Annotated in this window: 11 protein-coding genes; all 11 read left to right on the top strand. The window is 60.5% G+C overall.

Going from position 1 to position 12,708, the window contains the following annotated elements; translation table 11 throughout:
* The first annotated feature begins 158 nt into the window (after positions 1-158).
* The 11 genes from mutL (at position 159) to ACYX4K_RS14095 (ending at position 12,591) form a co-directional block, all read left to right on the top strand.
* The gene (mutL, locus tag ACYX4K_RS14145; RefSeq protein WP_475091490.1) at positions 159-2,054 is read left to right on the top strand and encodes a DNA mismatch repair endonuclease MutL; all 1,896 of its coding nucleotides are present in this window, start codon (positions 159-161) and stop codon (positions 2,052-2,054) included.
* 43 nt (positions 2,055-2,097) lie between these two features.
* Entirely contained in the window at positions 2,098-3,021 is a 924-nt protein-coding gene (gene miaA / locus ACYX4K_RS14140; protein WP_475093913.1) for a tRNA (adenosine(37)-N6)-dimethylallyltransferase MiaA, read from the top strand.
* Between the two features lie 181 nt (positions 3,022-3,202).
* A complete protein-coding gene (gene hfq, locus ACYX4K_RS14135) occupies positions 3,203-3,490 on the top strand; it encodes an RNA chaperone Hfq (protein ID WP_010132407.1) in 288 nt (95 codons plus the stop codon).
* Between the two features lie 190 nt (positions 3,491-3,680).
* Positions 3,681-5,018 (top strand): ribosome rescue GTPase HflX, encoded by a 1,338-nt coding sequence (gene hflX / locus ACYX4K_RS14130; protein WP_475091491.1) that lies wholly within the window; start codon positions 3,681-3,683, stop codon positions 5,016-5,018.
* A gap of 90 nt (positions 5,019-5,108) precedes the next feature.
* Positions 5,109-6,260: an FtsH protease activity modulator HflK gene (hflK, locus tag ACYX4K_RS14125; RefSeq protein WP_475091492.1), complete on the top strand. Its 1,152-nt coding sequence runs from the start codon at positions 5,109-5,111 to the stop codon at positions 6,258-6,260.
* A gap of 11 nt (positions 6,261-6,271) precedes the next feature.
* On the top strand, positions 6,272-7,147 hold the full coding sequence (gene hflC, locus ACYX4K_RS14120; protein ID WP_475091493.1) for a protease modulator HflC: 876 nt from the start codon (positions 6,272-6,274) through the stop codon (positions 7,145-7,147).
* Positions 7,148-7,450: 303 nt separating this feature from the next.
* Positions 7,451-7,636 (top strand): DUF2065 domain-containing protein, encoded by a 186-nt coding sequence (locus tag ACYX4K_RS14115; RefSeq protein WP_475091494.1) that lies wholly within the window; start codon positions 7,451-7,453, stop codon positions 7,634-7,636.
* 64 nt (positions 7,637-7,700) lie between these two features.
* Positions 7,701-8,891 (top strand): ATP phosphoribosyltransferase regulatory subunit, encoded by a 1,191-nt coding sequence (locus ACYX4K_RS14110; RefSeq protein ID WP_475091495.1) that lies wholly within the window; start codon positions 7,701-7,703, stop codon positions 8,889-8,891.
* A gap of 140 nt (positions 8,892-9,031) precedes the next feature.
* On the top strand, positions 9,032-10,354 hold the full coding sequence (locus ACYX4K_RS14105) for an adenylosuccinate synthase (protein WP_475091496.1): 1,323 nt from the start codon (positions 9,032-9,034) through the stop codon (positions 10,352-10,354).
* 173 nt (positions 10,355-10,527) lie between these two features.
* Positions 10,528-11,196: a PAQR family membrane homeostasis protein TrhA gene (trhA, locus tag ACYX4K_RS14100; protein ID WP_475091497.1), complete on the top strand. Its 669-nt coding sequence runs from the start codon at positions 10,528-10,530 to the stop codon at positions 11,194-11,196.
* 168 nt (positions 11,197-11,364) lie between these two features.
* The gene (locus ACYX4K_RS14095; protein ID WP_475091498.1) at positions 11,365-12,591 is read left to right on the top strand and encodes a lytic murein transglycosylase; all 1,227 of its coding nucleotides are present in this window, start codon (positions 11,365-11,367) and stop codon (positions 12,589-12,591) included.
* Positions 12,592-12,708: the final 117 nt, after the last annotated feature.

Below are 12,708 nucleotides of genomic sequence, written 5' to 3'. Positions count from 1 at the left end.
GTCGCAAATAGGATGTTTGCGCCGCAGCGCCCAGGGATGGATTCACAGGGGGGCGCCTAGCTCGGTTCCAAAAACTTATACCCGGTGCTCTGGCGCCACGGCCTATTTTAGAACTCCGACCTGAGTGGCAGCGGGGTTAGACAAAACACCAAGATCCAATGCCAGAAAATATCCAATTACTCTCCCCTCGACTTGCCAACCAGATCGCCGCCGGTGAGGTGGTGGAGCGCCCCGCATCGGTGATTAAAGAGCTGCTGGAAAACAGCCTCGACGCCGGTGCCACCCGCCTGGAAGTGGATCTGGATGCGGGAGGCACCAAGCGCATCATGGTGCGGGACAACGGCAAGGGGATTGAGAAAGACGACCTGCATCTGGCCCTGGCCCGCCACGCCACCTCGAAAATCCACGCACTGGAAGACCTCGAAGCCGTCGCCACACTGGGGTTCCGTGGCGAAGCGCTCGCCAGTATCTCCTCCGTCGCCCGGCTCACCATGACCAGCAGCCGCGACGAAACCGGCAAAGGCTGGGTTGTGTCCGCAGAGGGGCGCGAGATGGAAACCCAGCTGGCGCCAGCAGCCCATCCCCGCGGCACCACCGTGGAAGTACGGGATCTGTTTTTTAACACCCCCGCACGCCGCAAATTTTTGCGTACCGAAAAAACCGAATTCAATCGCGTCGACGAGACCATCAAACGCCTCGCACTCTCCCGCTTCGATGTCTCCATCAGCCTGCGCCACAACGGAAAGGGCGTGCACAACCTGCGCGGCGGGACCAGCCGTGCAGAAATGGAGCGGCGCGTTGCGCAGTTGTGTGGCCCGGCGTTTATGCAGAATGCGCTGCATATCGAAATGGAGCGCAGCGGCCTGCGCCTGTGGGGGTGGGTGGCGGAACCGGCGTTTTCGCGTTCCCAGGCCGACCTGCAGTTTTTCTATGTGAACGGACGCGCGATTCGCGACCGGGTGGTGAGCCATGCGGTGCGCCGGGCGTTTGCCGACGTGCTGTATCACGGTCGCCATCCGGCGTTTGTGTTGTACCTGGAACTGGACCCTGCCTCGGTGGACGTGAACGTCCACCCCACCAAGCACGAGGTGCGCTTCCGCGATAGCCGCCTGGTGCACGACTTCCTGTTCGGCTCCCTGCACCGGGCGCTGGCGGATGTGCGCCCGGGCGCTCGTGAAGAGGGCGAGGAGCAGATTGCGTCGCCACAGGTTTCCGGCGTGGCCGCGGGAGAATTTTCCGGGCAGGAGCGGATGCCGCTGTCGTCGGCGCCATCCCAGCCCGCTCCGCAAGCTGGTGGGTTTACTGGTCAGGGGTACAGTCCGCAATCGTCACCCCAGCGTATCCAGCAACAGATGCAGGGTTACTGTGAACTGCACAAGCCGTTTGAGGGCGGCGTGCAGGAAGCACCGGTAGCCGCGCCAACCGCGGGCAGCTGGTCGCAACAGCTGCCTGCAGAGTCTGAAAGCGAAGCGCCACCACTCGGTTTCGCCATCGCCCAGCTCCATGGCATCTATATTCTGTCCCAGAACGAGCACGGTATGGTGGTGGTGGACATGCATGCGGCCCACGAGCGCATTGTCTACGAGCAGATGAAAACCGCCCACGCCGCCGGCGGTATTCAGGCGCAACCACTGCTGGTGCCGGTGAGTCTGGCGGTGAGCGAGCGCGAGGCGGACTGGTTTGAAGAACGTGAGGAAGTGTTCACTGCGCTGGGTTTTGTGCTGCAGCGCGCGGGCCCGGAAACCCTGATGGTGCGTCAGGTGCCCACCATGCTGCACGGTGCGCCGGTGGAACAGCTGGTGCGGGATGTACTCAGCGATCTGCTGGCGGAAGGCAGCAGCGACCGCATCGGCAACCAGATCAACGAGATTCTCTCTACCATGGCCTGTCATGGCTCCGTGCGCGCCAATCGTAAACTCACCATTCCGGAAATGAACGGCCTGTTGCGGGATATGGAGCGCACCGAGCGCAGCGGCCAATGTAATCACGGCCGCCCGACCTGGACTCAAATCAAGTTGGGAGATATGGACAAGTGGTTTCTGCGAGGTCAGTAAGTTGAACGCTTCGGCTGAAGGCCGCCCCCGCGCCATTTTTCTGATGGGCCCCACCGCCTCCGGCAAGACCGATCTGGCCATGGCGATCAGTGATCAGATGCCGGTGGAGCTGATCAGTGTGGACTCTGCGCTTGTGTACCGGGGGCTGGATATCGGTTCCGCCAAGCCCACGCCGGAAGAGTTGGCCCGATACCCTCATCGGCTGATCGATATCTGCGATCCCGCCGAGCGCTACTCTGCGGGTCGCTTTCGCAGCGACGCGCTGGCGGCGATGGAGGAAATCAGCGGGCGCGGAAAGATTCCGCTGCTGGTGGGGGGAACCATGTTGTATTTCAAGGCTCTATTGCAGGGCATGGCGGAGATGCCGGAGGCGGATCCGGCGTTTCGCGCGGAGATCGAAGCGCGCGCGCAGCGCGAGGGCTGGCCAGCGCTGCACGAGGAGCTGCGCAAGGTGGACCCCGCTCTGGCAGCCGAGTTACACCCGAATCACTCGGTGCGCATCGAACGCGCCCTTGAGGTGTATCACCTCAGCGGCAAGACCATGACCCAGCTGCGCGCGGAACAGGCACAGACCTCGCCGGTGGCGCACTTTGATGTGCAGCAGCTAGCCATCGTGCCGGAGGATCGCAGTATCCTGCATCGGCGCATCGCGGAGCGCTTCGAGCGGATGCTGGAAAACGGATTTCTCGACGAGGTGAAAGCGCTGCGGACCCGCGGCGATCTGCACAAGGATCTGCCGGCGATTCGCGCGGTGGGCTACCGTCAGGTATGGGAGTACCTGGACGGCGACACAAATTACGATGAAATGGTGGCGGCGGGTATCGCCGCCACTCGCCAGCTGGCCAAGCGTCAGCTCACCTGGCTGCGACGTTGGCCCGAGTTGAACCGGATTGGCGTTCAGGCCCCTGGCGGGAAAGTCCGCAAAATCGATGAAATGTTGCCTGAGGCCTTGAAATTTCTTGGTTGAGCAGCCATAACGTGAGTGGGCCGGTGTATCCGTCCCAATTCAGTCAGTTACTCACAGAGCCTCGATAACTTTTGGCTCTTTTTTATACGCCTCATTACCATGGCCGTTTCTTCAGTCCGCGGGATTCGCGGACGCGATCGTGCGTCATCTGGCGACTTATCTTTTGGCAAGGAGAACAAAGATGTCAAAAGGGCACAGCTTACAAGACCCTTACCTGAACGTTTTGCGTAAAGAGCGTATCCCGGTTTCTATCTATCTGGTGAACGGCATCAAGCTGCAGGGCCAGATCGAATCTTTCGACCAGTTTGTCGTACTGTTGAAAAATACCGTAAGCCAGATGGTTTACAAACATGCAATTTCCACCGTTGTTCCCTCCCGCGCCGTGCGTGTGCCGCTGATGAATCCGGCAGGCCCGGGCGGTGAAGGTGGTGCCCCTGAGGGCGGTGAGCGCGACAGCTTCGGCGGCTAAATCGTCGTCTGCTGTGATGCAATGTTCTGCAGAGCGCCGCTGTCCGCGGCGTCGGCTACAGTGCCTGTCATCCCGCAAAATTGCGTAACGTTGTATTCAGCGCCCCGGCTCGCCCGGGGCGTCTGTTGTTCGGCGCCGGTACATTCATCAGTTTGTGCGGGCCCAACTATTGATCCCAAGAGAATAATCCTTGTTTTTTGATCGCCCGGAATCCGGAGAGCTGGCTGTGCTGGTACATCTGGAGCTTTCTGCCATCGACAGCCCCGACGACCCACGGGAGTTTGAAGAGCTGGCATTATCTGCCGGTGCCGACCCGGTGGCGTTTATTTTTGGCCAGCGCGCCACTCCCGACCCCAAAACCTTTGTCGGCCGCGGCAAACTCGAAGAGATCCGTGAGACCGTCACCAAGCACGACGCTGCGCTGGTGATCTTCGATCACACCCTGTCGCCCAGTCAGGAGCGCAATATCGAGCGCGAGCTCAAATGCCGCGTGCTCGACCGCACCGGCCTGATTCTGGATATCTTCGCCCAGCGCGCGCGAACTCACGAAGGTAAGCTGCAGGTGGAACTGGCGCAGTTGCGTCATATGTCCACTCGCCTGGTGCGCGGCTGGACCCACCTCGAACGGCAGAAGGGCGGTATCGGTCTGCGCGGCCCCGGTGAAACTCAGCTGGAAACCGACCGTCGATTACTGCGCGCACGCATTGACTCCATCGAAAAGCGCCTGGACAAGGTGCGCCGCCAGCGCGACCAGGGCCGTCGCGCGCGCTCCCGCGCGGAAGTGGCTACGGTCTCACTGGTGGGCTACACCAACGCCGGAAAATCCACCCTGTTCAATCGCATCACCGATGCAGATGTCTACGTGCAGGATCAGCTATTCGCGACCCTGGACCCGACCATGCGCCGGGTGGATCTGCCAAATGTCGGCGCAATGATTCTTGCCGACACCGTGGGGTTCGTGTCGCACTTGCCGCACAGGCTGGTCGAAGCCTTCCGCGCCACCCTGGAAGAGGCGGCCAATGCCACTCTGTTGCTCCACGTGGTGGACGCTGCCGCGGAGAATCGCCTGCATTTGATTGAAGAGGTTCAGACGGTACTCGAGGAAATTGGCGCGGCGGATTTGCCCCATCTGCTGGTGTACAACAAACTGGATCTACTGGCTGACGCGGAACCGCGTATCGATCGCGACGATCAGGGTGTGCCTCGTGCGGTTTGGCTATCGGCAGTCACCGGTGCCGGTTGCGATTTACTGGTAGAGGCCATTGCCGAGCGCCTCGGCGAACAGATGGTAAGTGGCGCCATTGTCATTCCCCCGCAGCACGCGCGCCTGCGCGCGCAGTTATTTGAGGGAAATGCGGTGCAGGGAGAAAACTACCGCGACAACGGCGACGTAGAATTGCAGGTGTTGCTGCCCCGCGCGGAGCTGCAGCGTTTGATGGCCCCCTTCCGCGAGGTGTCGAACCCGCCCCAGTGGCTGCCGGAAAAACCGGAAGACGAACCCAAGCCCGAAGACTGGGAAGTGGACTGAACGGATCCCACTGCTCGGCGCGACCTAGGCAATCAATGCTAGAATTTGCGTCAGCTAATGATTAATAAATTGCAGAGTTGGAGTTGATAAATGGCCTGGAACGAACCGGGTGGTAATAACAAGGACCCTTGGGGTGGCGGCAATCGCAACAACGATGGCCCGCCGGATCTGGATGAAGTGCTGCGCAAGATGCAGCAGAAGCTGAACGGCCTGTTCGGTGGCAAACCTTCCGAAGACGACGGCCGTCCCGGCGGCGGCGCCAGCTTCCCCTGGTCGCTGGTATTGATCGTACTCGCCGTGGTCTACGGCCTGTGGGGCTTTTACCAGGTAGACGCGAACGAATCCGCGGTGGTACTGCGTCTGGGTAAATACCACAGCACCGAGACCGCCGGTCTGCACTGGAACCCGCCGCTGATGGATAATGTCACCAAGGTGAATATGACCGAGGTGCGTACCGAGCGTACCACCGGCCAGATGCTGACCGAAGACGCCAGTATCGTGGACGTGGTGCTGCAGGTGCAGTGGCACATCGACGATGCCGAGTCCTTCGTACTGCGCGTGGCGGATCCGCTGAAAAGCCTTCAGGAAGCCACCGACAGCGCCCTGCGTCACGTGGTCGGTTCGCAAACCCTGAACGGCGTTATCTCGCAGAATCGTACCCAGGTGGCTGCCGACACCCAGGAGCGCCTGCAGGAATATCTCGATCTGTATCTGACCGGCATTCGCGTCGACGTGGTCAACCTCACCGACGCCAAGGCGCCGCGGGAAGTGCAGGACGCCTTTGATGACGTAGTGCGCGCCCGTGAAGACGAAGTGCGTCTGCAGAACGAAGCCCAGGCCTATTCCAACCAGGTGATTCCGGTAGCCCGCGGTCAGGCTCAGCGCATGATTGAAGAGGCGGAAGCCTACAAATCTCGTGTTGTGGAAAGCGCCCGCGGTGAGGCCTCGCGCTTTACCGCACTGCTGACCGAGTTCGAGCGTGCGCCGGAAGTAACACGCGAGCGTATGTACCTCGACGCGGTGCAGGACGTGATGAGCAACACCTCCAAGGTGATGGTGGATGTCGAGGGCGGCAACAACATGATGTATCTGCCACTGGATAAACTGGCCGAAGGCAGCGCTTCCAGCGCCAGCCAGCGCCCGCAGATTTCTCCGCAGGTAATCGACGAGATCTCCCAGCGGGTGATCAACCAGCTGCGTACCGAAGTGTCCAACAGCCGCCGCAGCCGTGAAGTGCGATAAGGAGAGAAACCATGAATAGCAACAAGTCTCTTTTTGTCATCGCTCTGGTTTTGCTGGCCGTACTCGCGGTTTCCAGCAGCGCTTTCGTCGTCAAGGAAACCGAAAAAGCCGTGCTGCTGCGCTTTGGTGAAGTGGTGCGCACTGACTACAAGCCGGGCCTGTATTTCAAAATCCCGCTGGTGCACGAGCTGCGCAAGTTCGACGCCCGTATCCAGACCGTCGACTCCCAGCCGGTGCGGATGCTGAACAGCGAAAACAAGTTCATGATGGTGGATTCCTACGCGAAGTTCCGCATCTTTGACGTGGGCCGTTTCTACGTCGCCACCCGTGGTGACGAGCGCAACGCGGTGCGACTGCTGGCCGAGCAGATCAACAACCGCCTGCGTAACCAGTTCGGTGTGCGCGACCTGCACGAGGTGGTGAGTGGTCAGCGCGATGAGCTGATGGGGGAAATCACCAAGAACCTGAACAAGACCGCACAGACAGACCTCGGTGTCGAGATTGTGGATGTGCGGGTGAAGCGTATCGACCTGCCGCCCGAGGTGTCGGAATCGGTGTTCCAGCGTATGCGCGCCGGTCGTGAACTGGAAGCACGGGACCACCGCGCCAAAGGTCAGGAAGCCAGTGAGCGCATCCGCGCCAATGCGGATCGTCAGAAGGTGGTGATCGAATCCGAAGCCTACCGCAAAGCGGAAGAGGTGCGCGGTACCGGTGATGCCGAGGCCGCCAAGATCTACGCTGAGGCCTACAGCAGGAACCCGGAGTTCTACCGTTTCTCCCGCAGCCTGACCGCGTACAGAGAGTCCTTCAAGGACAAGAGCGACATGCTGCTGGTGGAGCCGGACAGCGAGTTCTTCCGTTATCTGAAGGATCCTTCTGGCAAGTAGTGGACTTTGTTGTGACCACAGTGGCGGTGCCGCTGACGGGTACAAGCTTGCGAAACACGCCGTGAACCCATCCCTGGGGGCTCTGCACCGCCATCCATGGCGGTGAAGGTTTCGCAAGCTTGCCCCCGTCATCGACACCTTTGCCTCGGCCGAAGTAGTCCGATCAGCCAGCTCTAGTGGCCACACCTTGCCAAATTAGTGGTAAAATCCTCGAAACCGGGCCGGCGCCCGGTTTTTTTGTGCCGGCCTGTTTACTGAATCTCTGTTGAGCCTCCGTGCTGAATCGCTGTAGGTGTCGCTGCCGTGTGGGACGAGCTGGTCCGGGCCATTGGCCTGGTGCTGATCATCGAAGGCATACTGCCTTTTCTCTACCCCAAGCGCTGGCGTGCACTGGTGCAGCAGCTGGCATCTGTGGATAATCGCAGCCTGCGCACGGCGGGGCTGCTATCCATGCTCGCCGGCACAGCCCTGCTGATGCTCTTTGGTTGATCTCCAGGACTGAGAATTCTTCCGGCCACTGTGGCCGCACTGTTAACTGTCGAACGCCCACATCATGACCCAAGCCGAACGCTGGATGCTACCGGATGGCATCGCCGAGATTTTGCCCGCGGACGCCAAGCGGGTGGAAACCCTGCGCAGAGACCTGCTGGACCTGTACCACCGCTGGGGCTACGAGATGATCATTCCGCCGATGGTGGAATTTACCGATTCCCTGCTGATCGGCATGGGTCGCGATGTGGACCTGAGCACCTTCCGGGTGACCGACCAGTTGTCCGGCCGCAGCCTGGGTATCCGCGCGGATATCACTCCACAGGCCGCACGTATCGACTCCCACAGTTTCCCCAGAAGCGGTGCCAACCGCCTGTGTTACGCCGGCCAGGTGCTCTATACCCGCCCGCGTGCGCCCATGGGCCCGCGTGCGCCCATTCAGATCGGTGCCGAGCTCTACGGTGTGGAGAGCCTGCAGGGGGATATCGAAGTCATCAGCCTGATGGTGGAGACCTTGCGCACCGCGGGTATCCGCGAGATTCACCTGGATCTTGGCCATGTAGCCATTTTCCGCAGCCTCGCCGAGGCCGCACAACTCGATGCGAATCAGCAGGGCGCACTTACGGCGCTGCTGCAGAGCAAGGCGGTAGCGGATATCGAGCGCTGGGTAGAAGCGAATATTGAAGACGCGCAGGCGGCCAAATGGCTGCGCAGCCTGCCGCGCCTCGCCGGCGGCAGCGAGTGCCTGGCCCGCGCCAGTGAGCTGTTTGCGGACGGGCCCAAAGCGCTGGTCAATGCGCTGGAAGAATTGCAGCAGGTGGCGGATGCCATCGCGCGCCGCTATCCGCAGGTAGAACTGTTTTTTGATCTCGGCGAAATGCGCGGTTACGACTACGAAACCGGGCTGGTTTTCGCCGCCTACTCGCCGGGCCACGGCCAGGCACTGGCCAACGGTGGCCGCTACAACGGCATCGGCGCCGTATTCGGCCGCGACCGCGCGGCCACCGGCTTCAGTACCGACCTGGTAGCGATCAATACCCTCGGTCAGAACGGTGGCTCTGAAGCCGCTGCGATTCTGGCTCCGGCCAGCGACTGCGAGCAGTTGTGGCAACTGGTGGGCAGCCTGCGCGCCGATGGCGAGATTGTGATTAACGCCATGCCCGGTGAGGGCAGCGATGATACCGAGACCCTGGCCCGCTGCGACCGCGAACTGGTGCGCGAAGGCGACCATTGGGTGGTGAAAGCGCGGGGCTGAACCCTAAGCTATTCGATTGAATCGGACTTTTCAGTCCAGGTATTACACAGGTTGGCCGCTGGACGGGCGCGGCCAACGTTTTCTTTCCGCCCGTCTATTGTTGAACCGACCGTTGAACTGACGAAACGAGATTTACGCACATGGGCAAGAACGTAGTGGTGCTGGGCACCCAGTGGGGCGACGAAGGCAAAGGCAAGATTGTCGATCTGCTGACCGAGAAAGTCGCACTGGTAGTCCGCTTTCAGGGCGGTCACAACGCCGGCCACACCCTGGTGATCAATGGTGAAAAGACCGTACTGCACCTGATCCCCTCCGGCGTTCTGCGCCCGGACGTAACCTGCCTGATCGGCAACGGTGTGGTGCTGTCTCCGGAAGCCCTGGAAAAAGAGATGGGTGAACTGGAGGCCGCCGGCGTCCCTGTGCGCAAGCGCCTGCGTCTGTCTCCGGCGTGCCCGCTGATTCTGCCGGTACACGTGGCCCTGGATCAGGCCCGTGAGAAAGCCCGTGGCGCCAAGGCCATCGGTACCACCGGCCGCGGCATCGGCCCGGCCTACGAAGACAAGGTGGCGCGCCGCGGCCTGCGCCTTGGCGACCTGTGTAACTGGGACAACTTCTGTGCGCAATTGAAAGAGTTGCTGGAATACCACAACTTCGCCCTGACCCAGTACTACAAGGCGGATCCGGTAAGCTACGAGGAAACCCTCAAGCTCGCGGAAACCTGGCGCAAGGACCTGGTGCCGATGATCGCCGACGTGGCGGACATCCTGCACAACGCCCGTGAAAACGGCGAACACATCCTGTTTGAGGGCGCCCAGGGCTCCCTGCTGGATATCGACCACGGTACCTACCCGTATGTCACTTCCTCCAACACCACCGCTGGCGGTACCGCCACCGGTTCCGGTTTCGGCCCCCTGTATCTCGACTACGTGCTGGGTATCACCAAGGCCTACACCACTCGCGTGGGCGGCGGTCCTTTCCCCACCGAGCTGGGCTGCGATGTGGGCCGTCACCTGGGTGAAAAAGGCCACGAGTTCGGCGCTACCACCGGCCGTCAGCGCCGCACCGGCTGGTTCGATGCCGTCGCCGTGCGCCATGCGATCCGCATCAACAGCATCTCCGGCCTGTGCCTGACCAAGCTGGATGTGCTGGATGGTCTGGAAGAAGTAAAAATCTGCGTGGGCTACCGCAACAGTGCCGGTGAAGACGTGCCGGTACCGTTTGATGCCGCGGGCTGGGAAGGTGTTGAGCCGGTGTACGAATCCATGCCCGGCTGGAGCGAAACCACCTTTGGCGTGGCCCGTGAAGCCGAGCTGCCCCAGGCGGCGCGTAACTACATTGCCCGCATCGAGGAGCTGGTTGGTGCGCCCATCGATATTATCTCCACAGGCCCGGACCGCGTGCAGACCATCGTGCGCGAGACCTCTGCCCTGTGTGACATGGGGATTCACAACGCCAGCGTGTAATCCGCCACTGCCGAAACCCTGCCGAGACCGGCGGTACCCGCCGGTCTCAAACAGCGCTTGCCTCCCGGCGTACATTTCCTGATCATGAGACTGTATTTCAATTTGCAGTCACAATTTTCTGCCATACTGGCAGGCACACCTGATCCACGGAAACTGCACCACGGGTAAGCGCCATGTCCAACAGCCTGACCGCAAAGGTCGCCACTCGCTACAGCTTTGCCGAAGAGATCGCCAACAGCATCACCCATGGGGTGGGTGCCATTCTGGCCATTGCCGGCCTGGGAGTGTTGTGCGCCTTTGCTGCGTTGCGCGGGGATGCCTGGCATATCGTCAGCAGCAGTATCTATGCCGCTACGCTGATTCTGTGTTTCTCTGCGTCCACCCTGTACCACAGCGTGACCCATCCCGCCGCCAAGCAGGTGCTGCGCACCCTGGACCACTCGGCAATTTTTCTGTTGATAGCGGGCACTTACACACCTTTTACCCTGGTTACCCTGCGCGGGCCCTGGGGATGGTCCCTGTTCGGGGTGATCTGGGGGTTGGCACTGCTGGGCCTGATTATCCAGTTCACGCCGCTGAAAAAAATCCGTGCGCTATCGATCACCCTGAGCGCCCTGATGGGCTGGGTGGTGATCGCGGCCATTAAGCCGCTGATGGAAAGCCTGGCACCCGGTGGCCTGATGCTGCTGGTACTCGGCGGTCTCTGCTACACCGGCGGTATCGCTTTTTACCTGTGGCGCAGCCTGCGCTTCCACCACGCCATCTGGCATCTGTTTGTGCTGGCGGGCGGTGTACTGCATTTCTTTGCGGTGCTGTTTTACGTGATTCCTCCGGCGAGCTAGCCGTTTCCTTTGGTTGATTGGAGCCTCCAGCGTATCGCGCTGAGCTCTCAGCGCGTGGAATATAGTGTCGGGCCAGTCACAGCTTTCGTGACTGGCGCCAATCCTCCCTTTCCGTTGCCTGTCTTCCGTTCTACCCTTGAGCGAGCTGTTACTTGCCAAGGAGCTGTTATGGGCCAGGTTGCCTTTTCCCCGGTGCGTCGTACCGGTCTTGTTTCCATCCTGTTTGCTTTTTTCTGTGCACTTCCCATGCTCGCGGGGGCTGCGGCCGACCCGGGCTTTGAGAAGTGGAAAAAAGAATTTCGCGCGAAAGCGGAGAAAGAGGGTATTACCGCAGAGACTTTTGATCGCGCCTTCAAGGGTGTTGATTCGCCGGACCAGTGGGTGCTGGACAAGGCGAGCTTCCAGCCGGAGTTCAAGGCACCGGCGTGGCAGTACTTCGATAATCGCATTACCAAGTTTGCGGTCAAACGCGGGCGTGCGAAGAAGCAAGAGTTGAAATCGTGGCTGGATAAGATCGAGAAGCAGTCCGGGGTGAATCCGAATATCCTGCTGGCGATCTGGTCGATGGAGTCGAGCTTCGGGGCGATTCTGGATAACAAGACGGTGATGCGCAGTGTGGTGCGTTCACTGGCGACTCTGGCCTATGCGGATCCAAAGCGTAAGAAGTTTGGCACCAGTCAGTTGCTGGCTGCGCTGAAAATTTTACAGAGTGGTGATATCGATGAGAGCCACCTGACCGGTTCATGGGCCGGTGCCATGGGCCATACGCAGTTTATCCCGACCAGTTACCAGGCGTACGCGGTGGATATGGATGGCGACGGTAAGCGCGATATTTGGAATTCGGTGCCGGATGCGTTGGCGACGGCGGCGAATCTGCTGAAGAAAAACGGTTGGGTTACCGGGCAGACTTGGGGTTATGAGGTGACGATTCCGGAGAGCAAGTTGCCGGGAGGAAAGCTGAAAATTTCGGAGTGGGAGAAGTTGGGTGTCAAGCGCGTGGGCGGTAAGTCGTTCCCGCGTCCGGATGATATGGCGGAGTTGAAGGTTCCGGCAGGTCGCAAGGGTCCGGCGTTCCTGATGCTGAAGAATTTCTTTGTAATCAAGCGCTACAACAATTCGGATCGCTATGCGGCGGCGGTGGGTATTCTGGCGGATCAGATTGGTGGTGCGGCACCGCTGAGTAAAGACTGGAAGCGTCCGTTTACCAAGCTGGAGGCCGATGAGGTAATGGAGCTGCAGACCAAGCTGAAGGAGAAGGGCTTCTACGATGGGGAGATCGACGGCAAGGCCGGTGGTGGAACCCGCAAGGCGATTCTGAAGTTTGAGGAAGAGGCTGGCGTTGAGTTGCAGGGCTTCCCGAGCAAAGAGGTTTTGGAGCTGGTGCGTAAGCAATAAGTATTTTGCCTCGTAGCCTTTGGTGCTTTGCTCGACCTTCAGTGGCGGGCAGGCACCGAGTGCAGGTTTTCAGGACCACTGTAAACCCATCCCTGGGCGTTGCGGCGCAAACGTCCT

The sequence above is a fragment of the Microbulbifer sp. ABF4_107 genome, from assembly GCF_056312215.1.
Note: the sequence above shows the minus strand (reverse complement) of the source record. Positions and strands in the feature narration are given on the sequence as shown.